At 70.0% G+C, this 24906-nt stretch carries 25 protein-coding genes; 8 read left to right on the top strand and 17 right to left on the bottom strand.

From position 1 onward, the window contains the following. The first annotated feature begins 60 nt into the window (after positions 1–60). Positions 61–225 carry a hypothetical protein gene (locus AB0M56_RS34445; protein WP_364184017.1) on the top strand — a complete coding sequence of 55 codons (165 nt, stop codon included), beginning with the start codon at positions 61–63 and terminating at the stop codon, positions 223–225. Positions 226–325: 100 nt separating this feature from the next. After that, positions 326–736, top strand: coding sequence for a hypothetical protein (locus AB0M56_RS34440; RefSeq protein ID WP_354864683.1), 411 nt, complete (start codon positions 326–328; stop codon positions 734–736). Between the two features lie 51 nt (positions 737–787). Here AB0M56_RS34440 and AB0M56_RS34435 read toward each other — a convergent pair whose 3' ends face one another. The 4 genes from AB0M56_RS34435 to map all read right to left on the bottom strand — a co-directional run bounded on the left by AB0M56_RS34435 (position 788) and on the right by map (position 4211). Beyond that, positions 788–1840, bottom strand: coding sequence for an alpha/beta fold hydrolase (locus tag AB0M56_RS34435; protein WP_364184015.1), 1053 nt, complete (start codon positions 1838–1840; stop codon positions 788–790). A 126-nt stretch (positions 1841–1966) separates the two neighbouring features. Further along, complete coding sequence (locus AB0M56_RS34430; protein ID WP_364184013.1) at positions 1967–2830, bottom strand: SDR family oxidoreductase; 864 nt, start codon at positions 2828–2830, stop codon at positions 1967–1969. 87 nt (positions 2831–2917) lie between these two features. After that, positions 2918–3427, bottom strand: a complete 510-nt coding sequence (locus AB0M56_RS34425; RefSeq protein WP_364184010.1) for a GNAT family N-acetyltransferase — start codon at positions 3425–3427, stop codon at positions 2918–2920. A 16-nt stretch (positions 3428–3443) separates the two neighbouring features. Next, complete coding sequence (gene map / locus AB0M56_RS34420) at positions 3444–4211, bottom strand: type I methionyl aminopeptidase (protein WP_364184008.1); 768 nt, start codon at positions 4209–4211, stop codon at positions 3444–3446. 48 nt (positions 4212–4259) lie between these two features. On the opposite strand from map, the gene AB0M56_RS34415 reads away from it, so the two are divergent. Next, positions 4260–4739: a RidA family protein gene (locus tag AB0M56_RS34415; protein WP_364184005.1), complete on the top strand. Its 480-nt coding sequence runs from the start codon at positions 4260–4262 to the stop codon at positions 4737–4739. A 366-nt stretch (positions 4740–5105) separates the two neighbouring features. On the opposite strand, the gene AB0M56_RS34410 is transcribed toward AB0M56_RS34415, so the two are convergent. Then, complete coding sequence (locus AB0M56_RS34410; protein ID WP_364184003.1) at positions 5106–5987, bottom strand: alpha/beta hydrolase; 882 nt, start codon at positions 5985–5987, stop codon at positions 5106–5108. Between the two features lie 128 nt (positions 5988–6115). Between AB0M56_RS34410 and AB0M56_RS34405 the strand changes: the two genes are divergently transcribed. Further along, a complete protein-coding gene (locus AB0M56_RS34405) occupies positions 6116–6844 on the top strand; it encodes a class I SAM-dependent methyltransferase (RefSeq protein WP_364184000.1) in 729 nt (242 codons plus the stop codon). A 4-nt stretch (positions 6845–6848) separates the two neighbouring features. Here the strand turns inward: AB0M56_RS34405 and AB0M56_RS34400 are convergent, their stop codons facing one another. The 7 genes from AB0M56_RS34400 to AB0M56_RS34370 are packed head-to-tail and all read right to left on the bottom strand — an operon-like array spanning position 6849 to position 14191. Next, positions 6849–8006 (bottom strand): acyl-CoA dehydrogenase family protein, encoded by a 1158-nt coding sequence (locus tag AB0M56_RS34400; RefSeq protein ID WP_364183998.1) that lies wholly within the window; start codon positions 8004–8006, stop codon positions 6849–6851. Further along, positions 8003–9988, bottom strand: coding sequence for an acetyl-CoA carboxylase biotin carboxylase subunit (locus AB0M56_RS34395; RefSeq protein WP_364184259.1), 1986 nt, complete (start codon positions 9986–9988; stop codon positions 8003–8005). Before AB0M56_RS34395 ends, AB0M56_RS34400 begins: the two co-directional genes overlap by 4 nt. Before the next feature lie 20 nt (positions 9989–10008). After that, a complete protein-coding gene (locus tag AB0M56_RS34390) occupies positions 10009–11622 on the bottom strand; it encodes a carboxyl transferase domain-containing protein (RefSeq protein WP_364183995.1) in 1614 nt (537 codons plus the stop codon). 55 nt (positions 11623–11677) lie between these two features. Then, entirely contained in the window at positions 11678–12616 is a 939-nt protein-coding gene (locus AB0M56_RS34385) for an oxidoreductase (RefSeq protein WP_364183993.1), read from the bottom strand. Between the two features lie 32 nt (positions 12617–12648). Continuing rightward, positions 12649–13002, bottom strand: coding sequence for a VOC family protein (locus AB0M56_RS34380; RefSeq protein WP_364183991.1), 354 nt, complete (start codon positions 13000–13002; stop codon positions 12649–12651). A gap of 46 nt (positions 13003–13048) precedes the next feature. Continuing rightward, entirely contained in the window at positions 13049–13546 is a 498-nt protein-coding gene (locus AB0M56_RS34375; protein WP_364050152.1) for a hypothetical protein, read from the bottom strand. A 54-nt stretch (positions 13547–13600) separates the two neighbouring features. Continuing rightward, positions 13601–14191, bottom strand: coding sequence for a TetR/AcrR family transcriptional regulator (locus AB0M56_RS34370; protein ID WP_364183988.1), 591 nt, complete (start codon positions 14189–14191; stop codon positions 13601–13603). Positions 14192–14386: 195 nt separating this feature from the next. Here AB0M56_RS34370 and AB0M56_RS34365 point away from each other — a divergent pair, with 195 nt between their 5' ends. Both AB0M56_RS34365 and AB0M56_RS34360 read left to right on the top strand, forming a co-directional pair. Continuing rightward, on the top strand, positions 14387–15154 hold the full coding sequence (locus AB0M56_RS34365; RefSeq protein ID WP_220243981.1) for an SGNH/GDSL hydrolase family protein: 768 nt from the start codon (positions 14387–14389) through the stop codon (positions 15152–15154). A 449-nt stretch (positions 15155–15603) separates the two neighbouring features. Next, complete coding sequence (locus tag AB0M56_RS34360) at positions 15604–15855, top strand: hypothetical protein (protein ID WP_364183986.1); 252 nt, start codon at positions 15604–15606, stop codon at positions 15853–15855. A 542-nt stretch (positions 15856–16397) separates the two neighbouring features. On the opposite strand, the gene AB0M56_RS34355 is transcribed toward AB0M56_RS34360, so the two are convergent. From AB0M56_RS34355 to AB0M56_RS34340, 4 genes are all read right to left on the bottom strand, one after another. Then, the gene (locus AB0M56_RS34355) at positions 16398–16646 is read right to left on the bottom strand and encodes a hypothetical protein (protein WP_364183983.1); all 249 of its coding nucleotides are present in this window, start codon (positions 16644–16646) and stop codon (positions 16398–16400) included. Positions 16647–16944: 298 nt separating this feature from the next. Next, positions 16945–18078: a homoserine O-acetyltransferase gene (locus AB0M56_RS34350; protein WP_364183980.1), complete on the bottom strand. Its 1134-nt coding sequence runs from the start codon at positions 18076–18078 to the stop codon at positions 16945–16947. Then, positions 18075–19382, bottom strand: coding sequence for a bifunctional o-acetylhomoserine/o-acetylserine sulfhydrylase (locus AB0M56_RS34345; protein WP_364183977.1), 1308 nt, complete (start codon positions 19380–19382; stop codon positions 18075–18077). Before AB0M56_RS34345 ends, AB0M56_RS34350 begins: the two co-directional genes overlap by 4 nt. A gap of 171 nt (positions 19383–19553) precedes the next feature. Continuing rightward, positions 19554–19940, bottom strand: coding sequence for a VOC family protein (locus AB0M56_RS34340; protein WP_364183975.1), 387 nt, complete (start codon positions 19938–19940; stop codon positions 19554–19556). An 88-nt stretch (positions 19941–20028) separates the two neighbouring features. On the opposite strand from AB0M56_RS34340, the gene AB0M56_RS34335 reads away from it, so the two are divergent. Further along, positions 20029–21588 (top strand): helix-turn-helix domain-containing protein, encoded by a 1560-nt coding sequence (locus AB0M56_RS34335; RefSeq protein WP_364184256.1) that lies wholly within the window; start codon positions 20029–20031, stop codon positions 21586–21588. A 504-nt stretch (positions 21589–22092) separates the two neighbouring features. Here the strand turns inward: AB0M56_RS34335 and AB0M56_RS34330 are convergent. Continuing rightward, on the bottom strand, positions 22093–23034 hold the full coding sequence (locus tag AB0M56_RS34330; RefSeq protein WP_364183972.1) for a zinc-binding dehydrogenase: 942 nt from the start codon (positions 23032–23034) through the stop codon (positions 22093–22095). Between the two features lie 185 nt (positions 23035–23219). Here AB0M56_RS34330 and ald point away from each other — a divergent pair, with 185 nt between their 5' ends. Continuing rightward, positions 23220–24335 carry an alanine dehydrogenase gene (gene ald, locus AB0M56_RS34325; protein ID WP_364183970.1) on the top strand — a complete coding sequence of 372 codons (1116 nt, stop codon included), beginning with the start codon at positions 23220–23222 and terminating at the stop codon, positions 24333–24335. Positions 24336–24906 lie beyond the last annotated feature (571 nt).

Genomic DNA, 24906 nt, shown 5'->3' with positions numbered 1-24906 from the left:
AATACCGGAAACACCTTCCTCGAGCACTGGCACTGGCCTGAATCAAATTCACAGCGGGGGTTGCCAGAATACGGCCCGGAACTGTTCAGACAGACGGCTTTCACCACGCTGCCCGACACGAAGGCCAACCACCTCTACGGCTCGGTCTACTTCCTCCCCAACTGCTACAGCGACGCCCTCGGCGCGCTCGACGCACTGGAAAAGGCACTCACCGCGCTCAGGTGAGTTTTTCTCCAACTCCTCACGTAATTAGCGTCTTAGGTCCGGAATATCGGATTGATCTCCTGCCGATAGATTTCGACGTGTTTGCCTTAACCTTCGCGGCATGACGAATCCTGGGGAGTACGGCCCACCCAAGGGCCTGGGACAGGCGCGGATCTTCATGTGGATCCAGGTCGCCTTCAGCGTGCTCGGTTCGATCCTGATCGGAGCCGTCGCGGGCGCCTCCGCCGGGGGTTTCGCCGGGGTGCTGCTGGTGATCGTGGTGGTCAACATCCTGATGGCGATCGCCCTCGCCGCCTGCGCGATCGTGCTCCCGCAAGGCAAGCAGTGGGCGTTCGTGACCGCCATCGTGGTGGAGGCGGTGATCATCATCAACGGCATCGTGACGCTGATCAGCAGCGGCTTTTCGGGCGTGCTGCCGCTGGTTTTCGCGGGCCTCGCCCTGCGCGGTCTGCTACAGCGTGACGTGCGTGACTGGATCTCCGCCCGCAACGGTCAGGCGCCGGCGGTCTAAGTCAACAAGAAAGGGGGGCACCGAGTCAGCCCGGTGCCCCTTTGCTCGCCGTCAGATGCGGTCGTCGAGAAACTCGTCCAGATAAGTCCACGTGGTGCCCCGCGCCTTACGCCCGGTCAGCACACCGAGGTGACCACCAGGCGCGGTGCGGAAGCGCACCTCCGGTGCGTTTTCCAGCAGCCGCACCACGCGTTCCACCGAAGGCTGCGGGGCGATCGTGTCGTTCTCGCCCGCGACGACGAGTACCGGAGCCTTCACGTCCGACAGACTGATCTTGCGCCCGTTGAGGTCGACGGTGCCTTCGGCGAGGTCATTGGTGCGGAAAAGGCGGTGGTAGAGCTGCCCGAACGTGCGGCCCGGGTAGGCGTACATGTTGTCCATGAAGTGGTCCACGGCCTCGATCTGCGCGAGGTAGTCGCGGTCGTCGAGGTTCTTGAGGATCGCGATGGGCTTCGTGATCTCCTTGCTGATGCCCGTCGCGCGGAACACCCGGCTGACCAAATAGGACGGTGCGCCGCCGAACGCGCGGTAGACCGGCGTGAGCAGGTGGCCGCCGGTGAGGTCGACGAGCGGGCGGAACGGCGCGACGATCGGGATCGCCGCGAAGTCGACCGGCGACGCGATGGCGGTGACGGACTCGATCGGCAGCTCGGGCTGGTCGGCGTTCACCAGCAGCGAGAAGATCCCGCCCAGCGACCATGACACCAGGTGCACGCCCTCGCCGCCCGCGTCCTCGCTCACCTTGCGGATCGCGCGCGGCAGCACCTCGTCGATCCAGTGCTCGATGCCGAGGCGCCGATCGGAGAACGCGACGTTGCCGTAGTCGACGAGGTAGACGTTGCGCCCGGCCTCCACGAGGTGCTCGATCAGGCTGCAGCCGCGGCGCAGGTCGAAGCACAGCGCGGGCGCGGCCAGCGGCGGCACGAGCAGGATCGGCGGCCCCGACACCGGCGCGCCACTGTGGGTCATCCGGTACAGCGAGCGGTTCGGGCCCTGGTCGATGAGCACCCGGGGCATCGGGCGCAGGTCGGCGACACCGCCGTGCAGCACCTTCCCCACGACGTTCGACGCCGCTGCGGCCAGCCGTGCCGTGGGTGAAACCATGTGTGCCTCCTGAGCTCGACCTCTCGGAGGCAATCTTGCCCGTGGCCGGGGGCGGCATCAACACCGCCACACTTGCAAGCACCCGGCAAGCACGTCCATTTCGGACAGTGCCCGGTGACCGGGAACCTAGTTCCCCGCGTCGGCCGCCGGAGCGCTCTGAGCAGCGCGGGACTCGTATTCCGCTCGCGCCGGGGAATGCGCGGCCGACGCCAGCAGCTGATCACCGCCGAGCGCGCGCACGAACCATTCGCCGAACGCGCGCGGGAACAGCCGCGTGATCCGGCCCGTGAAATCCAGGGATTTCGGCACGAAAACATCGAACTTCGGGTATTTCAGGGCATCCGCGATCGCCGCGGCGACGTCTTCGGGCCCCACGGACTTGATGAACTTCGCCTCGCCGAGCCCGGACGCCAGCTCCGTGCGCACCACCGCCGGCATCACGCACGACACCGACACGCCCGTGCCGCGCAGCTCCAAGTGCACCGCCTCCGACAGCCCGACCACCGCGTGCTTGGTCGCGCAGTACGTGGCCGCGCCCGGGAACCCGGACTTCCCGGCCATCGAAGCGACGTTCACGATGTGCCCGGTCCGCCGCGGCTTCATCCGCTTCACGGCTTCGCGCGTGCCATGGATGACGGCGTGCAGATTGATCTCCAGCATCCGGCGCGTCGCCGCGTCGTCCTCCTCGTCGAGCGGCGCCAGTGGCATGATGCCGGCGTTGTTGATCAGCACGTCGATGGGCCCGACCTGGCGCTCGACCTCGTCGAGGAACTCGGTGAACGCTTTCGTGTCGGTCACGTCCAGCGGCAGCGCGACGGCGTCGGGCCCCAGCTCACCGGCCGTCTTCTCCGCGCGGACGAGGTCGAGGTCGCCCAGCACCACCCGCGCGCCGAGCCGCTTGAGCGCGGTGGCCGTGGCGGCCCCGATGCCCTGCGCGCCACCGGTGATGACGATGACCTTCCCGGACAGCGTTCGCGGCTGCTTGGCCATGGCCGGCTCCTCTTGCCTCGGGGCACTGTTGGCGTCGTGTCAATATCGTGCCCCGGCGCGGCGCCGAGCGCCAGTCGACTGCCCCGATCAGAGGCGTCGCTCGAAGACCTGACCGATCCAGCCGTCGACGTCGAAGCGGACGGTCGGCGTGAAGCCCTGGCCCTCGTAGTAGCGCTGCAACTCGCCGTCGCCACCGGCCCAGCAGTCGACGCGCACGAGGCCGATGCCGCTCTTCCGGGCCTCCTCCAGCGCGTGCTCCAGCAGCCGCGCGCCCACCCGGTGACCCGCGAACCGGCGCGACGTGATGAGCAGCCCGATGTACAGCTCCCGCTCCGCGGCCGGCGGCACGTACTTCGGGCATTCCTCGCGGACGATCAACGCCCCCGCCGGCTCACCGTCGACCTCGGCGATGCCGAGACCCGGCTCCTTCGCCATGTCGGCCACGCGCGAGGCCCGGTGCGGAATACCGCTCCACGGCTGATCACCCCACTGACCGGCGCTGCCGCGCGCCACCAGCCACTCGACGGCCTCGTCGAAGAAGCGCAGCAACGTGTCGGCGTCGCCGGGTTCGCCTGGGCGGATCGTGAAAGTCGCCATCTCCGACGTTGTACCCCTAGGGCAGCGTCAGGACCACCTGCCCGGCCTCGGTGATCGCGACGGTGTGCTCCGAGTGCGACGCGCGGGTGCCGTCGGTGGTGTGGACGGTCCAGCCGTCGTCGGCGTGCCGGTAGTCGTCGAGGCCGCCGCGGGTGAACATGGGCTCGAGGGCGAGGACCAGACCAGGCCGCAGGCGCAGGCCGCGACCGGGGCGGCCGTCGTTGGGCACTGGCGGGTCCTCGTGCATCGCGCGGCCGATGCCGTGGCCGCCGTGGTCTTCGGTGACGCCGTAGCCCGGCGCCCGGCCGATCGAGGCGATGGCGGCCGAGATGTCGCCCATCTTCGCGCCGGGCTGCGCGGCCGCGATGCCTGCCGCGAGCGCCTTTTCCGTCGCAGCGATCAAGGCGAGGTCGGCCGGGTCCGCCGCGCCGACGACGAAGCTCACCGCGGCGTCGCCGTGCCAGCCGTCGATGGACGCGCCGCAATCGATGCTCAGCAGGTCGCCGTCACGCAGGCGGTACCGGCCGGGGATGCCGTGAACGATGGCGTCGTTCACGCTCGCGCAGATCACGCCCGGGTACGGCGTCGGCGCCCAGTTCGGGTGGTAGCCGAGGAACGACGGCTTCGCCCCGGCGTCGGCCATCACCTGAGCGGCGACGGCGTCCAGCCCGGCCAGCGAAACGCCGATGTCCGCGGCCTCCCGCACAGCAGCCAGCGCCTGGGCCACCACGCGGCCCGCCTCCCGCATCACCGCGAGCTCGGTCGCGGTCTTCAGCTCCACCATGAGGATAACTATACCGGTATTATTATCCCGGCCCGTAAGCTCCCCGTCGTGCACATCGAAAACCGCCTTGCCGAGCTCGGCCTGCAGTTGCCGGAGCCGATGAACCCGCCGCCCGGCGTCACGCTCGCCTTCCCGTGGGTCCGCGTCTTCCGGGACCGCGCGTTCATTTCGGGCCACGGCCCTCTGCTCCCCGACGGCTCCCTCGCCGGCCCCCTCGGCAAGGTCGGCGCCGAGGTCACCGAAGAGCAGGCGTACGAGGCCGCCCGCCTGACCGCCCTCGCGGTGCTCAGTTCGCTGAAGCTCGCACTCGGCGACCTCGACCGCGTCACGGCGTGGCTGCGCGTGTTCGGCATGGTCAACACCGCGCCCGGGTTCGCCCGCACTCCCGCCGTGGTCAACGGTTTTTCCGACCTCATCGTGCAGCTGTGGGGCGCGGACGCGGGTGACCACGCGCGCTCGGCGGTCGGCCTCGCGGAGCTGCCGTTCGGCATTCCAGTGGAGATCGAGGCGGAAGTGGCGATCGACTGACCGCCGGCGCACCCCGTCGCGGATGAGGTCGCCGACGTCGTGGCCACGGCTGTTGCCGCCGGCGGTGCGGCCGTGGTGGCCGGGCATTCGTCGGGAGGGATGCTGGCGTTGCGGGCGACGGTGCGGCCAGACGTGGTGCGGTGGGTGGTCGCGTAGGAGCCACCTTCTGCCATCACGGCAGGAGGCGCGCGGCGGCTGCGGGCGGTGGTGGACGCTGTTGACCTCGACGGTGCGCTGGCCTTGTTCCGCACGGACGCCGTGGGAATGCCTGCCGACGTGGTCTCGTCGATGCGGGAAACCCCGCAGTGGCAAGAAGATCCCGCGCTCGCGCACACCACTGCGTACGACGCGGCGAACTGGCCGCGGTCATGGTGTCTTGACCAGCGCGGCGATCCGCGTCGCGAAGTCCGCCCACAACTCGCGCGGCAGGCTGTGCCCCATGCCGGGTACCACCACGAGCTCCGCCCCGGGGATGGCCGCCGCCGTGGCGCGCCCGCCGCTGAGGTCGCACATGCGGTCGGCGTCGCCGTGGATGACCAGGGTGGGCACGTCCAGCTGCCGCAGCCGGTCCGTGCGGTCGCCCGACGCCACCACGGCGATGGCTTGCCGCGGCATGCCCAGTGCGGGGTAGCCCCGGTCGAACGTCCGCCCCGCTCGCTCAGCGACGGCAGCTTCGTCGAACTCGAACCCCGGCGACCCGGTGATCCGCGACGCTCGCACCTGCCACGCCACGAACGCCTGCCGCTCGCTCGGCGGCTGTCCCATCTCGGCCAGGATCGACGGGTCGGGCGCGCCCACACCCGGGGCCCCGGTCGTGGACATGATGGACGTCAGCGTCCGCACCCGATCGGGGTGCTCGATGGCGACCATCTGCGCGATCATCCCGCCGAGCGACGCTCCGACGAGGTGTGCGCTCTCCAGCCCGAGCAGATCAAGCAGCCCGACCGTGTCACCCGCGAGGTCCGACAGCGTGTAGGACGCCGTCGCGAAATCCCCCGCGAGAACGGCAGCGAAATCCGGCACAGGCGCGTCGTCGAAATGCGTGGACCGGCCGGAGTCGCGGTTGTCGAAGCGGATTACGTGCAAGCCGCGGTCCACCAGTTCCCGGCAGAACTCCTCAGGCCAGTTGATCATCTGTGCGCCACCGCCCATGATCAGCACGACCGGCGGCATTCCGGGGTCACCGAAGCGTTCGTACGCCAGCTCGATTCCGGACGGGCCGACGTTCAGTGCGCGTTCCTCAGGCATGCCGACCACAGTAATCATTCGGCGGCGCCGAAACATCGCCCCGCGGACCGATGTTTCCGGCTTGCCACCCGGGTTATGGTGAAAGGGGATCAACCGGAAGTCCGGCGTTTTCTGCCATGATCGGCCGCATGACTCCGGACAACCACACGCTGCCGGCCAACGACTACAACAGCTTCGCCGAGGCATACGCGGCCCAGAACGAAAACGGCATCCAGAACGCCTACTACGAGCAGCCCGCGATGCTGGAGCTCGCCGGCGACGTCGCCGGAAGACGGGTCCTCGACGCCGGCTGCGGCACCGGCCCGCTGTCCGAGGTGCTGCGCGATCGCGGCGCGATCATGTCCGGGTTCGACCTCAGCGCCGGCATGTTGGAGCTGGCCCGCCGCCGGCTCGGGCCCGAGGCCGACCTGCGCGTCGCCGATCTGGCCGAACCGCTACCCTACGCCGACAACGCGTTCGACGACGTCATTGCGTCCCTCGTGCTGCACTACCTGGAGGACTGGGGCCCGTCGCTCACCGAGCTCAAGCGCATCCTCAAACCGGGTGGACGCCTGCTGATCTCGGTCGATCACCCCTTCGCCATCCACGCCCTGCAGCGCATGGAAGGCATCAAGACCAACTACTTCGAGACCTACAACTGGACGGAAGAGTGGACGTTCGGCAGCCAGACCATCCCGATGTCGTTCTGGATGCGGCCACTGCACGCGATGACCGCCGCCTTCACCGCGGCGCGCTTCGAGATCTCCGTGATCAGCGAACCCATGCCCGCGCCGGCCGCCCGCGAGCTGTGGCCCGAGGACTACCGTCTGCTCACGATCAGCCCGAGCTTCCTGTTCTTCGTGTTGACCGCGAGCTGACGCACTAGCCCGCGACGCCGAGGTGGCGAGCGATGAGCATCCGCTGCACCTCGCTCGTCCCCTCGCCGATCTCCAGGATCTTCGCGTCGCGGTAGAAGCGGCTGACCGGGTATTCGTTCATGAAGCCGTAGCCGCCGTAGATCTGGGTGGCGTCGCGGGCGTTGTCCATGGCGGCGTTGGAGGCGACGAGCTTCGCGATGGACGCTTCCTTCTTGAAGGGTTCGCCGCGCAGCATCTTCGACGCCGCCTGGTAATACGCGAGGCGCGCGGTGTGGGTGCGCACCTCCATGTCGGCGATCTTGAACTGGATCGCCTGGTACTCGCCGATCCGGTGGCCGAAGGCGACGCGGTCCTTGGCGTACTTGAGGCACTCGTCGACGCAGCCCTGGGCCAGACCCACGCTCACGGCGGCGATCGCGACGCGGCCTTCGTCCAGAATGGACAGGAACTGTGCGTAGCCACGGCCGCGGATGCCGACCAGGTTCTCCGCCGGCACACGAACGTCCGCGAAGGACAGCTCGTGCGTGTCCGAGCAGTTCCAGCCGACCTTGGAGTACTTGGGCGCCACGGCGAAGCCCGGCGTGCCCGAGGGCACGAGGATCGCGGAGATCTCCTTGCGGCCGTTCTCCATCACGTCGGTGACCGCCGTGACGGTGACCAGCCGCGTGATGTCGGTGCCGGAGTTGGTGATGAACGCCTTGCTGCCGTTGATCACCCACTGGTCACCGTCGAGCTTGGCCCGGGTACGCGTGGCGCCGGCGTCCGAACCGCCGCCCGGTTCCGTGAGGCCGAAGCCACCGAGAGCTTCGCCGGAGCACAGGGCGGGCAGCCAGGTTTCCTTCTGCTCCTGCGTGCCGAAGCGGTAGATCGGCATCGCGCCGAGGGAAACGCCGGCCTCCAGCGTGATCGCGACCGACGAGTCGACCCGCGCCAGCTCCTCCAGGGCCAGGCACAGCGCGAAGTAGTCGCCACCCATGCCGCCGAACTCCTCGGCGAACGGCAGGCCGAACAGGCCCATCTCGCCCATCTTGGCCACGAGCTCGTACGGGAACTGTTCCTTCTCGTACATCGGCCCGATCACGGGCGCGACCTCGTTGTGCGCGAAGTCCTCGACCGTCTTGCGCAGCGCCTCGTACTCTTCGTCCAGCCGGAAGTCGATCATCGTTGCTCCTCGTTCGGGCTCACCACGGCCAGGGTTTCGTCCAACGCCACCTGCTGGCCCGCGCGCGCCGAAAGCTCGCTCACCACGCCGTCGATCGGCGCGGTCACGGTGTGTTCCATCTTCATCGCTTCCACGACCAGCAACGGTGTGCCGGCCGCGACCACGTCGCCCTGGGCGACCTTGACCACCAGGACCATGCCCGGCATCGGGCTCTTCACCGGCCCGGCGCCCGCGGCTTCACCACGCGCCGCCAGCCGCACTTCCTGGTCCGCGAACGCGAAACCGAAGCCATCGCGCGCGAGCCAGACCATCCGTTGTGGACCTTCGGCGCGGCGGTAGCGCTCGATCCCGGTTTCGCGCCGCACTTCCAGCACGTCGCCGGCGCGGGTCGCGGTGGCCTCGACCGGTGCGTTGTCGTCGACCTGCACGGTGGCCTGGGAAACGAGCCCCGTCACTCGCACCACGGCCTGGACCTCGCCGACGCGCAGGCGGAACGTGACCCCGCCTCCGCCGCCGATGCGCCACCCGCTGGGCACGTCCCACGGATCCACCACGGAACCCTGGGGCTGCAACGAAAGCAACCGGTCGAGCGCCGCCGCCACGAAGAACCCTTCGGGCACCTCCGACGACACCAGCGACGACAGCCGCCGGTCCACCAGCTCGGTGTCGAGCCGGCCCGCGCGCACGTCCTCGTCGGCGAGCAGGCTGCGCAGGAACGCGATGTTCGTACCCAGCCCCAGCAACGCCGTGTCCGCCAGCGCGCGGTCGAGCTTGCGCAACGCCGCCGTGCGGTCGGGGCCGTAAGCGATCACCTTGGCCAGCATCGGGTCGTAGTTCGAGCCGACCACCGCGCCCTCGGTCATCCACGAGTCCACGCGCACGCCGTCACCCGACGGCTCGTGCACGGCGAGCACCGTGCCGCCGGTCGGGATGAAGCCACGCGCGGGATCCTCCGCGTATACGCGGGCTTCCACGGCGTGGCCTTCGATACGCACGTCCTCCTGCTTCACCGTCAGCGGCTCACCGGCGGCCACGCGGACCTGCCACGCCACGAGGTCGAGACCCGTCACCATCTCCGTGACGGGGTGCTCCACCTGCAGCCGCGTGTTCATCTCCATGAAGAAGAACTCGTCCGGGTCGTGCGCCGACATGATGAACTCGACGGTGCCCGCGCCGACGTAACCCACGGACCGCGCGGCCTCGGCCGCCGCGGCGCCCATCTTCTGGCGCGTGGCCTCGTCGAGCAGCACCGACGGCGCCTCTTCGATGATCTTCTGGTGCCGCCGCTGCAGGCTGCACTCGCGTTCGCCGAGGTGCAGGACGTTGCCGTGCTTGTCGGCGAGCACCTGGATCTCGATGTGGCGCGGCGTCGTGACGAACCGCTCCACGAGCAGCGTGTCGTCGCCGAACGAAGCCCGGGCCTCACGGCGCGCCGACTCGATCGCGGCGGCGAGCTCCGACTCCTCGTGCACGAGCCGCATACCCTTGCCGCCACCACCCGCGGACGGCTTCAGCAGCACCGGGTAACCCACCCCGGCCACCGCCTCGGCGAACCCGCCCTCGGGAATGTCCGGATCGGACACTCCGGGGACGACGGGCACACCGGCCGCGGACACCGTGGCCTTGGCCCGGATCTTGTCGCCCATCTGCTCGATCGCGGCGACGGGCGGGCCGATGAACACCAGACCGGCCTCTTCACAGGCACGCGCGAATGCGGCGTTCTCGGCGAGGAAGCCGTAACCCGGGTGCACGGCCTGCGCGCCCGTCACCTGGGCCGCAGCGACGATGGCCGGTATCGACAAATAGCTTTTCGCCGCCTCGGCCGGGCCGAGGCGCACCGCGGTGTCGGCCTCGCGCACGTGCTTGGCGTCGGCGTCCGCGTCGCTGTAGACCGCGACCGAGCGGATGCCCAGCTCCCGCAGCGAGCGGATCACGCGGACCGCGATCTCGCCACGGTTGGCGACCAGGACCGTGGTGAACAAAGAACCGTCAGACACGCTCATCACATCCGGAAGACGCCGTAGTTGACCTCGGGCAGGGGCGCGTTGGCCGCGGCCGACAGCGCGAGCCCGAGCACTGTGCGGGTATCCGCCGGGTCGATCACGCCGTCGTCCCACAGCCGCGCGGTGGAGTAGTACGGGCCGCCCTGGTGCTCGTACTGGTCGCGAATCGGCGCCTTGAACGCGTCCTCGTCCTCGGCCGACCACTCGCCGCCGCGGGCCTCGATCGCGTCGCGGCGGACCGTCGAGAGCACCGAAGCCGCCTGCTCGCCGCCCATCACGGAGATCCGCGCGTTGGGCCACATCCACAGGAACCGCGGCGAGTACGCCCGGCCGCACATCGAGTAGTTGCCGGCGCCGAACGAGCCGCCGATGATCATGGTGAACTTCGGCACCCGCGCGCACGCGACGGCCGTGACCATTTTCGCGCCGTGCTTCGCGATGCCGCCGGCCTCGTAGGCCTTGCCGACCATGAAGCCGGTGATGTTCTGCAGGAACACCAAGGGAATCGAGCGGCGGTCGCACAGCTCGATGAAGTGCGCGCCCTTCATGGCCGACTCGGCGAACAGCACGCCGTTGTTGGCGATGATGCCCACCGGGTGGCCGTGGATGTGCGCGAAGCCGGTGACGAGCGTGGCGCCGTATTCCTTCTTGAACTCGGAGAACCGGCTGCCGTCGACCACGCGCGCGATCACCTCGCGCACGTCGTACGGGGTGCGCGAATCCGTGGGCACCACACCGTAGAGCTCGCGCGGGTCCACCGCCGGCTCCTCGACGGGCCGCACGTCCCAGGGCCGCGGCGTGCGCGGGCCGAGCGTGGAGACGATGTCGCGGACGATGCGCAGCGCGTGGGCGTCGTCGTCGGCGAGGTGGTCGGTGACGCCGGACTGGCGCGAGTGCACGTCGCCGCCGCCCAGCTCTTCGGCCGTGACGACCTCACCCGTCGCGGCCTTCACCAGCGGCGGGCCGCCGAGGAAGATCGTGCCCTGGTTGCGGACGATCACCGCTTCGTCGCTCATGGCCGGCACGTACGCGCCGCCCGCCGTGCACGAGCCGAGCACAGCGGCGATCTGCGGGATGCCGCGCGCGGACATGGTGGCCTGGTTGTAGAAGATGCGCCCGAAGTGCTCGCGGTCGGGGAACACGTCGTCCTGGCGCGGCAGGAACGCGCCGCCGGAGTCGACGAGGTAGATGCACGGGAGGTTGTTGTGCAGCGCCACTTCCTGGGCGCGCAAGTGCTTCTTGACCGTGAGCGGGTAGTACGTGCCGCCCTTGACGGTGGCGTCGTTGGCCACGATCACGCACTCACGCCCGGAGACGCGCCCGACGCCGGTGATGATCCCGGCGCTCGGCGCCTCGTCGTCGTAGAGGCCGTTGGCCGCGAGCGGCGAGAGCTCGAGGAACGGCGAACCCGGGTCCAGCAACGTGTCGACGCGGTCGCGCGGCAGCAGCTTGCCGCGTTCCACGTGCCGGGCACGGGACTTCTCGGGCCCGCCGAGGCGGGCGGCGTCAAGGCGCTTGCGCAGGTCCTCGACGAGCTCGCCGTGCGAGGTGACGCTGCGGGCGAACGCGTCGCCGCGCGGATCCGCGGAACTGCTCAGTACCGGCGTGTCCATGACTCCCCGTCGAGACGTTAGCGGTCGTTAACTCACCTTCGGATGTTAGCGACCGCTAACCGGAGTGTCCAGCCAGGGTCCGGGGGCTCACACCCGCGTCATCCCGGCCCGTCGCCGGTGGCCGCGAGCAGCGGAACCACAACGTCGCTGACGGGTGTCGGGATGCCGTGGTGGCGCCCGCGGCGCAGCACGACCCGTTGCGGACGTCCCATTCCAGCGGCCGGCCGGCTTCGCGATCGGCCAGGATCGACGTGCCCATGTCCGCCGGATAGGTCCGGAACGTGTCGATGATTTCCCGGGGCACCTGGTCATCGAGGTCGGCGCCCTCGGCACGGGCCACGGCGAGGCACTCCCGCAGGTAGGCGAGCCCGAGCTCGGTCAGGTCGGCCCGCGCGAACATGCCGGCACGCCGGCCGGTGAGGGCCATGAGCCCCGCGAGCGCGTTCTGCATGAGTTTGCGCCAGGCCAACGAGCGGAAATCGGCTGCCGCCTCGACGGTGCACAAGCTCCCGGCCAGCACCGCGGACACCGCGCGGCCCGGCTCGGTGTCCGGCACCGTCAAGCGGGCCTGGGCGCGCAGCCACACCGCCCCGTCGGCCCGGGTCTGCGCCGGGAACCACACGACGCTGGGCAGCACCCGGCCGAGGCGGGTGTGTTCCGCGACGACGGTTTCCTGCTCGACCCCGTTCTGGAGAACGCAGACGATCGTGTCCGCTCGGCACAGCGCGGCCAGCCAGGGCGCAGCCGCGTCGACCTGCGTCGCCTTGACTGCCAGGAAAACGAGATCGACCGGGGTCACGTCCCGGGTGACGTCGACCTGGACCGGGCCGGGCACCACGAGGTGGCCGGCCGGTGCGTGCAGCTCCAGCCGGTCGCGAGCGGTGCGGCCGTACAGCCGGGGCGTGCGGCCGACCTGGTGGAGCGCGGCCGCGATGGTCGTCCCGATCGCTCCCGGGCCGACCACAGCGACGTTCGAGGTTCCGGACGTGGTCATCCTTGGCTGTCTCCCGCCACCCGTGGCCGGCGTCAGGCCGACTGCCAAAGCTCGATGCGGTTGCCCTCCGGGTCGGTGACCCAGCCGAAGCGGCCGACGCCGTCCATCTCCTGCGTCTCCTCGGCCACTTCTGCGCCCTTGTCACGCAGCTGGGCGAGCATGGCGTCGAGATCGCGGACGCGGAAGTTGAGCATGGCCTGCTGCGACTTCGAGCCGAAGTACTCGGTGCCGGCCTCGAACGGCGCGAAAACGGTGGGGCCGGGTTGTTGCTGCCACACCCCGTTCTCGTCGGCATCGAGGCCGAGGCAGTCGCGGTACCAGGCGCCCAGGGCCGCCGGGTCCGCAGCGCGGATGAAGTAGCCGCCGATGCCGAGCACGCGTTCCATGGCCGTGATCCTGCCAGCGCGGCGGGCGTTTGTCCGGACGCGGGACTCAGCCGGTGACGGCGTCGGAGATCCAGTCGGCGACGGGAAGGTCGCGGTCGAGGCATTCGACCGACAGCCGGATCGTCCAGCGCAGCGCTTGGAGCACGAGGCTGTCGACCTCGTTGGGCGCGGCGCTGGCCAACGCGATCTCCACCTGCTCGCGCGCGGCGGCGGTGTTGCCGTGCACTTCGGCGAGCAGCGTGCGCACTGCGGTGCGCACGGGTGGGTCGGCCTGGTCGATGGAGACCTCTTCGCCGTCCTCGTCGAAGACCTGGACCTTCACGGGGGCCGTGCCGCCGTCACCGAGCGTGGACACCATGGCGCTGCACTCGCCGAACAGCAGCAGCATGAGCTCCTTGGTCTCCTCCGAGCGCGCCTGCGGCTCGTCGGACGACGGGGTGACCTCTTCGAGCGCCTCGGCATCCTCGCCGAGGCTGATGGCGACTAGCGCGCGCTGCGCCTTCTCCACGAGCCGCTGCTCGTCCTCGCTCCGGTCCGGGGTCACGTGCCTATCAAACACCAGCACCGGCTTCCGTGGGGATACCCCGAATCCGGGTGATCAGCCGGCCGCGGAAAGTGCGCCCAGAGCGAGCCGGCACAGCAGCTCGGACAGCTCTGTGTCACCGAGATGGCGGTTGTACGGCGTCGAGTTGATCAAGCCGAACACGGCGTGTGCCGCCGAGCGGGCTTCTCGCTCTTCGAGACCGGGGATCGCGTCGCGGATCGCGCGCACCCACACCTCGACGTACTGCCGCTGAAGTGCGCGCACCTGCTTGCGGTCACTGTCAGTGAGGTTCGCGAGGTTGCGCTCCTGCACGGTGATCAGCGCCGGGTGGTCGAGCGCGAAGCCGACGTGGAAGCGCACCAGCGCTTCGAGGAGCTCGAGCGGCGTGCCGCCCGTCTCGGCGCGGTCGGTGCCGCCTTCGAGCAGGTAGTGGCTGATCGAGTTCAGCATCTCGCCGAGGATGGCGTCCTTGCTGCGGAAGTGGCGGTAGAGCGCCGGGCCCGAGATGCCGACGGCCGCGCCGATGTCGTCGATCCCGACACCGTGGAAACCGTGGTGGGCGAACAGCTCGGCGGCGGCGGCCATGATCTGTTCACGCCTGTTCGCCTTCTCGCCGTTCACGAGTGGGGTGGGGTTCGCCGGCATCCGCTCATAGTAGGGCGGCGGGTTAGCGACCGCTAACTTCCGGCCCTACTTAGTGCGTGAGCCAAGTGGGGTCACCTGGGATTTCTGGGGTGCCGGGTGGGGATTCCACCTGGTATTTGTTCTTCTCGTCGAACCGTCACGACTGGAGTGACCATGGCTGAAGCCGCTCGTCCCACCTCACGTACGTTCCTCCGGATGTGTGCGGCCCTGGGGGTCGCTGTTCTCGCTTCACTCGGCCTGGTGAGCACCGCCAACGCCGCCACCAGCTACGTCGCGCTCGGCGACTCCTACTCTTCCGGGGTGGGCGCCGGGAGCTACGGCAGCTCGGGCAGCTGCAAACGCAGTGCCAACGCCTACGGCCAGCTGTGGGCCAACGCCCACGCCGGCACGTCGTTCACCTTCCTCGCCTGCTCGGGCGCCAAGACCGGCGACGTGCTCAACCAGATCAACTCGATGCCCTCGGGCGCTTCCCTGGTCACCCTGACCGTGGGCGGCAACGACGCGGGCTTCACCGACGTGATCACCACCTGCACCCTCAACAGCGACTCGACCTGCACCGCCCGGGTCAACACCGCCAAGACCTACGTGCAGAACACCCTCCCGGGCCTGCTCGACAACGTCTACCGCGCCGTGAAGTCCAAGGCGCCCAACGCAAAGCTCGTGGTGCTGTCGTACCCGCGCTTCTACACCGTGCCGGGTTCTTGCAGCGTCGGCCTGAGCGACACGAAGCGCTCCGCGATCAACTCCGGCGCGGACACCCTGGCCTCGGTGCTGGCTTCCCGCGCTGCGGCCGCGGGCGCCCAGTTCGTGGACGTGCGCTCGGCTTTCGTGGGGCACAACATCTGCTCGTCGGCCAGCGACTACCTCCACAGCCTCACCTGGCCGGTGGACGAGTCCTACCACCCGACGGCGGCTGGGCAGCGTGGTGGGTACTACAACCCGTTGACGTCGGCGATCGGCTGATCTGCGGTTTTTGGTGATGCGGAAGGGGCGTCCCTCGGTGGGGCGCCTCTTCTTGTTGTAGTTGCTTTGATCGACGGCGGTCGGAGTTGGGGCGTCCGGTTCACCGGGTTGTCCGTTTTGCTGTCCCCCGATCGGTTGCGTTTCGCGGCTCGCTGAGGGATGCCCCGATTCACCAGGGCGCGGCTTGTTCGCCGTGGCGGGTGTGCGGGGCAGGCGACCTCGACGCAGCACCTCGACTCATCGAGGTGGTGCGTCGAGGTCCACCAAAGAGTGCTGTGAACAACTTGGGCCGGCTGTGGGGTCCTGTGGACAACTTCGGCTGAGTACAGGGTTCTGTCGCCGGGTGCCGATAGAATGGATCTTGGGCAGCCCCCCTTGGGAGGGCGGGGTTTCGGCAAAGTCGTGTGGCCCTGGTTGTAGGGCGGGCGCGGTCTCTGTTGATCATGTGAGTGCCGGCCGAACACGAACCCGCCGAACCCGATGCCGACACCCTGCCCGAAGCGATCGCGGTGGACGGGAAATCGCTGCGCGGCACCTTCGCCCGCACCGGCGGCGCCGGAGTGCACCTACTCGCCGCGATGACCCACTACGTGTTCACCGTCAAAGAAAACCAGCACCGCCTCCACGGGCTGCTCCAGACCTTGCCCTGGCACGAGATCCCCGCCCACATCATCACCGACTGTGGCCACGGCCGCACCTAACGCCGCACCACCCAACTCGCACCACTCGGCCAGTTCCTCGGCTGCCCCGCGATCGGCTTCCCCCACGCCACCCACTACACCAGCGCACGACACACCGCCCACACCGCGCTCGGCCTCACCAACCTCACCGGAACCTGGGCCCACCCCGCCTCCATCGGCCACTATGTCCGCAACCACTGGCACATCGAAAACAAACTCCGCTGGGTCCGCGACGTCACAGACAACGAAGACCACTCCCGAGCGCGCACCGGCACCGCACCCCCGCGTCATGGCCAGCCTCCGCAACCTCACCACCAGCGCCCTGCGCCACACCGGTTGGACCACACCGGCTGGACCACCATCGCCGCCGGACTACGCCACACGACCCGCAACCCCACCCCGAGCCCTCACCCTGCTCGGCATCCACCCCTGAACACCACAACAACTTTGCCGGAACCTTGCCTTGGGAGAGTGGGCTCTGCCGTCGCGCGGGGGTTGTCTCGCATCGCGAGGATTTCACCCCGGCGCGAACGAACTCAGCGCGGCACTGGTGCGCCGACGTGTCACGGGTACGAGCCGATGAGGCAGGACCAAGGCGTGCGGACGTCTGCCCACAGGGCCTCGCCGTCGTGGAGGCGGGCGTGGGCCGGGCGGGCGGTGCCGGGGACCAGGGGCAGGCCGGCGCGGAGGTGCTCGACCACGAAGTCCTGCAGGCGGTCCGCGGCGGCGGCCAGGCGGGAGGCGGCGGGTCCGTCCGGGATCCCGAAGCCGAAGGAACTGCCGTCCGGAGCGGAGGCGGTGACGACGACCATCGAGTCGCGAAGGTGGGCGGTCCAGGTGAGGCCGGTCAGCCAAGCCTGGTGTGAAGCCGAGTCGGTGGAGTGGGCGAAGTCGCGCAGGATCGGGTGCAGGTCCAGGGAGATGGGCGGGCCAGGCTCGGCGCCGAGTCGACTGGCGAAGCCAACCGAGCCAACCGAGCCAACCGGATCAGCCGAGCCAACCGGATCAGCTCGGTCAACTCGGTCAGCCGGACCGTAGGTGATTCCCAAGCGTGAGGTGAAGGCGTCGTCCACCACCCCAGCGTGCCTCGGATCATCGCCCCGCGCCCGGTCAGCCCAGCAAGGACTTCACCAAAGCCTCGATCTGCCCGGTCTCGATCAAGAACGAATCATGCCCATACGGCGACGAAACCACCGCCGCCTCACCACCGACGCCCTCCGCGATCTCCGCCGACTGGTACAGCGGATAAAGTCGGTCGCTGTCCACGCCGGCGACCACAGTCCGCGCCCGGACCCGAGACAGAGCCGAACCCACCCCACCACGGTCACGGCCCACGTCGTGGGTGTTCATGGACTCCGTGAGGACCACGTAGGAGCCCGCGTCGAAGCGGCGCACCAGCTTGTCGGCGTGGTGGTCCAAATAGGACTCCACGGCGAAGCGGCCGCGGCGAAGCGGGTCCTCCGAACCCTGCGGCAGGCGGCCGAAGCGTTGCGCCAGTTCGGGTTCGCTGCGGTAGGTCACGTGGGCGATCCGGCGGGCGACGCCGAGGCCGGCGTGCGGGCCCTCGCCCGGCGCCAGCGAGTAGTAGTCACCGCCGTGCCAGCCCGGGTCGGAGCGGATGGCGTGCAGCTGCGGCGCGGCCCAGGCGATCTGCTCGGCCGACGCGCGGGCCGCCGAAGCGAGAACCAGGACGGACGCCACCCGATCGGGCAAAGTCACCGCCCATTCGAGGGCTCGCATGCCGCCCATCGAGCCGCCGACCACGCCGGCCCAGCGGTCGATGCCGAGCGCGTCGGCGAGCGCCGCCTCGGTCGACACCTGGTCCCGCACGGTGACGACCGGGAAGCGGCTGCCGTACACACGACCGTCGGGATCGGGCGACGACGGGCCCGTGGAGCCCTGGCAGCCGCCGAGCACGTTGGGCGCCACCACGAACAGCGAGTCCGTGTCCAGCGCCTTGCCGGGCCCGACGAGGCCGTCCCACCAGCCCGCGCTGGGGTGGCCGGGCTCGGCGGGGCCGGCGAGGTGACTGTCGCCGGTCAGGGCGTGCTCGACGAGGACCGCGTTGGAACCGTCGGAATTGAGCGTGCCCCACGTCTCGTACGCGAGGGTGTAGGACGGCAGCGACCCACCGGCCTCCAGCGACAGCGCGCCGGGACCGGTGAACCACTGCCGTCTGCCGGGTGGGTCCCCTGCCCGCCACGCACCGGTGACGGGCAGGGGATGCGCACCGGAATCCGTCACAGTTCCGCCTTGGCGGCGCGGAAGCCCGCCTCGAGGTCGGCCTTGAGGTCCTCGATGCCCTCGAGCCCCACGGCGAGCCGCACCAGGCCCGGCGTGACGCCGCTCGCCAGCTGCTCCTCCGGGCTGAGCTGGCTGTGCGTGGTCGACGCCGGGTGCACGATCAGGCTGCGCACGTCGCCGATGTTCACCAGTTGGCTGTGCAGCTCCGTGCCGTCCACGAACTTGCGGCCCGCCTCGACACCGCCGCGCAGGTCGAACGACAGCACCGCGCCCGCGCCGCGCGGCAGGTACTTCTGCGCGGCCGCGTAGAACTTGCTCGACGGGAGGCCGGCGTAATACACGGTCTCGACCTCGTCGCGCTGCTCCAGCCACTCCGCAAGCGCTTGCGCGTTCGCGACGTGGCGCTCGAGCCGCAGCGACAGCGTCTCGATGCCCTGCAGGATCAGGAAGCTGTTGAGCGGCGAGATGGCCGCGCCGGTGTCACGCAGGATCTGCACACGCGCCTTCGCCGCGTACGCGCCGGGGCCGAGAGCTTCCCAGTACTTGAGACCGTGGTAGCTCGGGTCCGGCTCGGAGAAGCCCGGGAAGCGCGACGGGTCCTTGCCGAAGTCGAACGTGCCGCCGTCCACGAGCACGCCCGCGACCGTGGTGCCGTGGCCGCCGAGGTACTTCGTGGCCGAGTGCACGACGACGTCGGCGCCGTGCTCGATCGGGCGCAGCAGGAACGGCGTGGGCACGGTGTTGTCGACGATCAGCGGTACGCCGGCCTCGTGGGCGACGTCGGCGACGGTGCGGATGTCGAGCACGTTGCTGCCCGGGTTGGCCAGCGTCTCGGCGAAGAACGCCTTCGTGTTGGGCCGCACGGCCGCGCGCCACTGCTCGGGGTCGTCCTGGTCGTCGACGAACGTGACCTCGATGCCGAGCTTCGGCAGCGTGTAGTGGAACAGGTTATAGGTGCCGCCATACAGCGACGGGCTGGACACGAAGTGGTCGCCCGCGCCGGCCAGCGTGAGGATCGCCGCGGTGGTGGCCGCCGAGCCGGAGGCGAACGCGAGCGCCGCGACGCCGCCTTCGAGCGCGGCCAGGCGCTGCTCCAGCACGTCCTGCGTCGGGTTCATGATGCGCGTGTAGATGTTGCCGGGCTCGGCCAGGCTGAACAGGTCTGCACCGTGCTGCGTGTCGCGGAAGACGTACGACGTGGTCTGGTAGATCGGCGTCGCGCGGGCGCCCGTCGCGGGGTCGGGTGCCGCGCCGGCGTGGATCTGCTTGGTCTCGAAGGACCAGGCCGAGGTGTCTTCCGGCATCAGTTTCTCCTTGCGGCTCAAAGGGATCGGCTCCGCGGACGAAGCTAGCTCCCCTGAACGGCCCACCCAAGGTTTCCCACGGGCTGGGAGTACTCCGTCAACCTACCGTGTTAGTCGATCACCCGAGCGGGTGCCCGGGCGCGGCCGTTCGGGTGACCGTCCATAACGGACTCAGTCACGCTGTTGCAGCGCGAACCGGTTGCACTCGGAGTCGGTGAACATCGCCCACCAGCCCCACGGCTGCCGCTGGGGCTTCGCGGGGAAATCCACACCGCGCTCCGACAGCTCCTGGCAGGTTTTCACGATGTCGTCGGCGTGGAAGAAGACGTTCGACGTCGGCAGCTCGTCGCGGCCGTCGAAGCGCCGCCGGTCCTCCGGCGCCGCGCTCAGCACCAGGATCGTGCCATCGGGCGCGGTGACCTCGACCCGGCGGTTGCCCTGGTCGTCGTAGGGCACGTCAGTGGTCACAGTGAACCCGACGGTGTCCGCCCAGAACGCTTTCGCCCGCGCCTGGTCCTCGACGCCGACGACGACCTTGCCCACACCCACGATGGCCATCGCCTTCCTCCCCTCCGGCGGCTGCCCGGTTCCGTCGAAGGCTACCCGCGCCGAGCGCCGTGAACGCGTCTCGGCGAGGATGTATCCCGTGGTCTCGGTGCGCAGCGTGGTCGACCGGGTGGGGCCGACGTTGCTCCACGCGCTCCAGCTGCCCGACGACTGCCCGGCGGCGGGCGACGTGGTGATCGCCGAGCCCGGCGTGCCCGCGGGCATCGCGGCGGGCGACCTCGTGCTGGGCGTCGCCACGGTGGATCCGACCGACGCGGCCGAACTGCTGCGCGTGAGCGCCGCGCAGGGCGCCGCCGCGGTCCTGCTGAAACCACCGCTGGCGACCAAACCCACCGTGCGCCGCGCGGCGAAATCTGCCGGAATAGCGCTCATCCAGGTCCACTCGGCAACCTCGTGGGCCCAGCTCGTGTGGCTGCTGCGCACGGTCCTCGACGCGCTCGGCGACGAATCGGAGTCCCTCGAAGACGGCGGCGACCCCGGCTCAGGCGATCTGTTCCGGCTCGCCGACGCGGTGGCGTCCGTGGTCGACGCGCCCGTGACCATCGAGGACACGAACTCGCGCGTGCTCGCCTACTCCGCGCGCCAGGACCTCACCGACCCCGCACGCGTCGCCACGATCATGGGCCGCCGGATTCCCGACGACGTGCTCGCGCGGTTCCGTTCGCGCGGCGTGTTCCGCGAGCTGTCGCGCGGGCGGCAGACGATCTTCGTGCCGGCCCAGCGCGACGGCACGCTGCCTCGGCTGATCGTGCCCATCCGCATGGGCGGCGAACTGCTGGGGTCGATGTGGGCCGTCGTCGCAGGGCCGGTTTCCGAAGAACGCGCGGCCGCTTTCGCAGACGCGGCGCCGGTGGTCGCGCTGCACCTGCTTCGGCGCCGCGCGCACACGGACGCGCAACGCCGCGCTTCGGCCGAGCTGCTGCGGGCCGTCCTCGAAGGCCACCCTGGCCAGCGGCGCGTGGTGGCCGAGCTGGACCTGTCCGACGAGCCCCACCGCGTCGTCGCGATCGAGGTGACCGGCGGCGACGGCCGCGACGCCGAGGGCCTGCGCCTGGCGCTGCTCGAACGCATCTCCCAGGGCATCGGCCGCCGCCCCGTCGCCACGGAACTCGGCGGCCTGCTCTACGCGGTCGTTCCCGACGGCGGCGCCTGGGCCGAACTGCGCGACGCACTCGCCGCGCAGCCCGCCTCCCGCCGCGGCGGCGTCCCCCGCGCCGCCGCCGGCTCCCCCGTGGCCGTCTCCGCGTTGGCTACTTCGCGCACGCAGGCCGACGAAGCACTGGGCCTGCTGCGCGCCGGCTTGGTGGAGGGACGCGTCGTCGCCTACGAGGACGCCTGGACTTCGCTGGTGCTGCACCGCGCCGCCACGGGCTCGGCCACCGCGCGCGTCGCGGACCTCGGCCCGCTCGGCCTGCTGCGCGCCCACGACGAAACCACGAAAGCCGGCTACGTCGACACGCTCTACGAATGGCTCCGCCACCCCGGCGACCCACGCGCGGCCGCCGCGGAGCTGCGCATCCACGCGAACACGTTGCGGTACCGCATGAAACGCCTGCTGGACCTCGTGCCGCTCGATCTGGACGATCCTGATGTGCGGTTGGCTTTGCTTACGCAGCTGGTGGCTCTGCGGTGGAGTTGACGTACGAGAGGTCTTTCGTGCGAAGGGTTTCCGGCGTCAGCCGGATCCAGACGGTGCCGCGTTTGGTCTCGTTCGTGTAGGAATCGCGGGGCCGACCGCTGCTCGTCAGGCCCTAGGTACCGCACCAGTTTCCGCCGCGCGCCAGGCACGTCTAACGCCCCGGCGGGACCGCTCGGGACACCAAGTGGCGGGCTTGGTTGTCCACAGGAAGGTCGCCTTTGGCGGAGTTGTCCACAGATTGCGCTGCAGCCGTTTTTCGAGGCCTGGTGGCGATAGGATGGAACAGGGACGTCCCCCCGGTGGAGGGTGGGGGCCTGTCTGGTGGGGCCGGGGTCTGGCGCAATGCGCTCAATCAGGCCCGACGCGTCTCGCGTCGAACGCCACGACCCCGATGTGCGGCTGGCGTTGCTTACACAGTTGGTGGCGTTGCGGTGGAGTTGACGTCGCAGGAAAGGTCCTTCACACGAAGGCTTTCCGGCGTCGGGCGTTATGCGACCAGCAGCGTCATGCGACCAGCAGGGTTTTGCCGAAAGTGCCGCGCGCTTCCATCGCCGCGTGCGCGTCAGCGGCCGCCGCGAGGGGAAACCGTTGCCCGATCACCGGAGTGAGGTGGCCGGCCGAAGCCGCGTCGAGGGCCGACACCGTGAAGGCGCGCAGCGCGGCCGCGTCGCCGATTGAGCGGATGACCGTGACGCCGCGAGCGCGAGCGTCCTCTTCGGACACTTCCGCCCACGCGCCGCTCGCGAGTCCGTACACCGCCATGCGACCGCCGGGACGCAGCAAGGAAAACGCGGTGGTCCCGATGGCGCCGCCCACCCCGTCGAAGACCACGTCGAGCGGTCCGACCACCGAAGCCCAGTCAGCAGCTGTGTAGTCCACCGCCACGTCCGCGCCGAGCTCCCGGGCCCGCGCGAGTTTTTCAGCGCTGCCCGCCGCCGCGACGACCTCCGCGCCGGCCGCCTTCGCGATCTGTACCAGCAGGCTGCCGACGCCACCGGCGGCAGCCTCGACGAGCACGCGGTCGCCCGGCGCCACTGCCGCGGTGTGGACGAGCCCGGTGGCCGTCCGGCCGTCGGCGAGCAACGCGACCGCCGCGTCGAGCGAAAGCGCGTCGGGCACCGGGAACACCAAGGCCGCGTCGACCACCGCGCGCTGGGCGTAGCCGCCGCTGCCGCCGGTCGACGTCACAACCCGCCGGCCCACGAGGGCCAGGTCGACGCCGTCGCCGACCTTGCTGATCACGCCGCCGACGCCGTTGCCGGGGATCATCGGCAGCTCCGCATTCACAGGGCCGAAGCCCGACGCCCGGAACTGCGTCTCGACGAACGTCACGTTCACGAACGCCACCTCGACCAGCACCTGGCCCGGCCCCGGGACCGGGTCGGGCGCCTCCCCCGCCACCAGCACCTCGGGTCCGCCGAACTCCCTCAACCACACCGCACGCATGCACGCCCTCCTCCACGACCAAGTGCGACAGCCAACAACCTCGAGTGCGGTCGAGGTCAAGCGATTTGTGCCCTTGGCACCATGAAATGGCGAGAGAACTGTTCCGCGCGCATGATGACACCGCCGTCCGGGTGCATCACCGTGAGTGGCAGCACCTCGAACCAATCCGCCGCCAGGAGGCCGCCGTGCGTATCGCCGTTCCCCGTGAGGTCAAGAAGCACGAGTACCGGGTCGCCCTGACCCCGGCCGGCGTGCACGAGCTGGTGGGGCGTGGTCACGACGTATTCGTCGAGACCGGCGCCGGGGTGGGTTCGTCGATCAGCGACGAGGAGTACGTGGCCGCCGGCGCGAAGATGCTCGCCACCGCCGACGAGACGTGGGCCGAGGGCGAGCTGGTGCTCAAGGTGAAGGAGCCCATCGCCGAGGAGTACCCGAGGCTGCGCAAGGACCTGGTGCTGTTCACCTACCTCCACATCGCGGCCGACCGGCCCCTGACCGACGCCCTGCTGGCGGCAGGCACCACGGCGATCGCGTACGAGACGGTGCAGACGGCCACCGGCGCCCTGCCCCTGCTCGCGCCCATGTCCGAAGTCGCGGGCCGGCTGGCCCCGCAGGTCGGCGCGTACTCCCTGATGAAGCCCAGCGGTGGCCGCGGCGTGCTGCCCGGCGGCATTCCTGGCGTGCACCCGGCGCGGGTCGTGGTGATCGGCGGCGGCGTCGCGGGCATCAACGCCGCCCGCGTGGCGCTGGGCCTGGGCTCGGACGTCGAGATCCTGGACACGAACGTCGACCGCTTGCGCCAGATCGACAACGACTTCGGCGGCCGCATCCGCACGGTCACCTCCAACCGCCTGTCGGTCGAAGAGTCCGTGCTGGAGGCCGACCTCGTGATCGGCGCCGTGCTGGTGCCCGGCGCGAAGGCCCCGAAGCTGGTCTCCAACGACCTCGTCTCGCGCATGAAGCCGGGCTCGGTGCTGGTCGACATCGCCATCGACCAGGGCGGCTGCTTCGCCGACTCGCGCCCGACCACGCACGACGACCCGACCTACCGCGTCCACGAGTCGGTGTTCTACTGCGTCGCCAACATGCCGGGCGCGGTGCCCCGGACCTCGACCTACGGCCTCACCAACGTGACGCTCCCGTACGCCGTGCAGCTCGCCGAGCGCGGCTGGCACGCGGCCCTGAACGCCGACGCGTCGCTCGCCAAGGGCCTCAACGCCCACGGCGGCGCCCTCACCAACGAGCCCGTCGCCACCGCGCACGGCCTGCCGCACACGCCCCTGGCGACCGCCCTGGCGTGACCCAACCGATCCACCTGGCGCCTCGAGGGGCCTCCGCGAACCGGCGGGGGCCCCTCGTGCTCTTTTTCAGGCACCGCGCGGCGACCGACAGGAACCCGTGGCCGGAGCGACGTTCGTCACGCTGCGCGTCCCGTTCAGCGGTACGCTTTCGGCGATCGAAGTGCCCTTGACGAGGGGTTTCATGATCCTGAACGTGCTTCTTCACCGGTTGCGGGCTCACTCGGTGAAGAAGTAATCGGTGTTCGTTGAAGACCCCGAGGAGCGAACTCGGCACTTATTACCTAAGCTGGTACTCGGCGACCCGCTCCCAGTGACCCCCAGGCTGGTTGAGCGGGTCGCCCCTTCTGCCCCTTCCTGTTCGCACTTCGTGCTCCCGGGGAAGGGGCGATGTGTTGCCCGGGGGCCGAGCCCCCGGAACCCCGCGGCGCGACCGGGGACCGACCCAGCGTGGTTGCCGTGAGCCGCGATGCGTTTTCGCACTTCGTGCTCCCGGGGAAGGGGCGATGTGTTGCCCGGGGGCCGAGCCCCCGGAACCCCGCGGCGCGACCGGGGACCGACCCAGCGTGGTTGC

It is taken from the genome of Amycolatopsis sp. NPDC051372 (assembly GCF_040682095.1).
In the GTDB taxonomy this organism is placed as follows: Bacteria; Actinomycetota; Actinomycetes; order Mycobacteriales; family Pseudonocardiaceae; genus Amycolatopsis.
The sequence above is the reverse complement of the archived record's forward strand: the minus strand, read 5'-3'. Positions and strand labels throughout refer to the sequence as shown.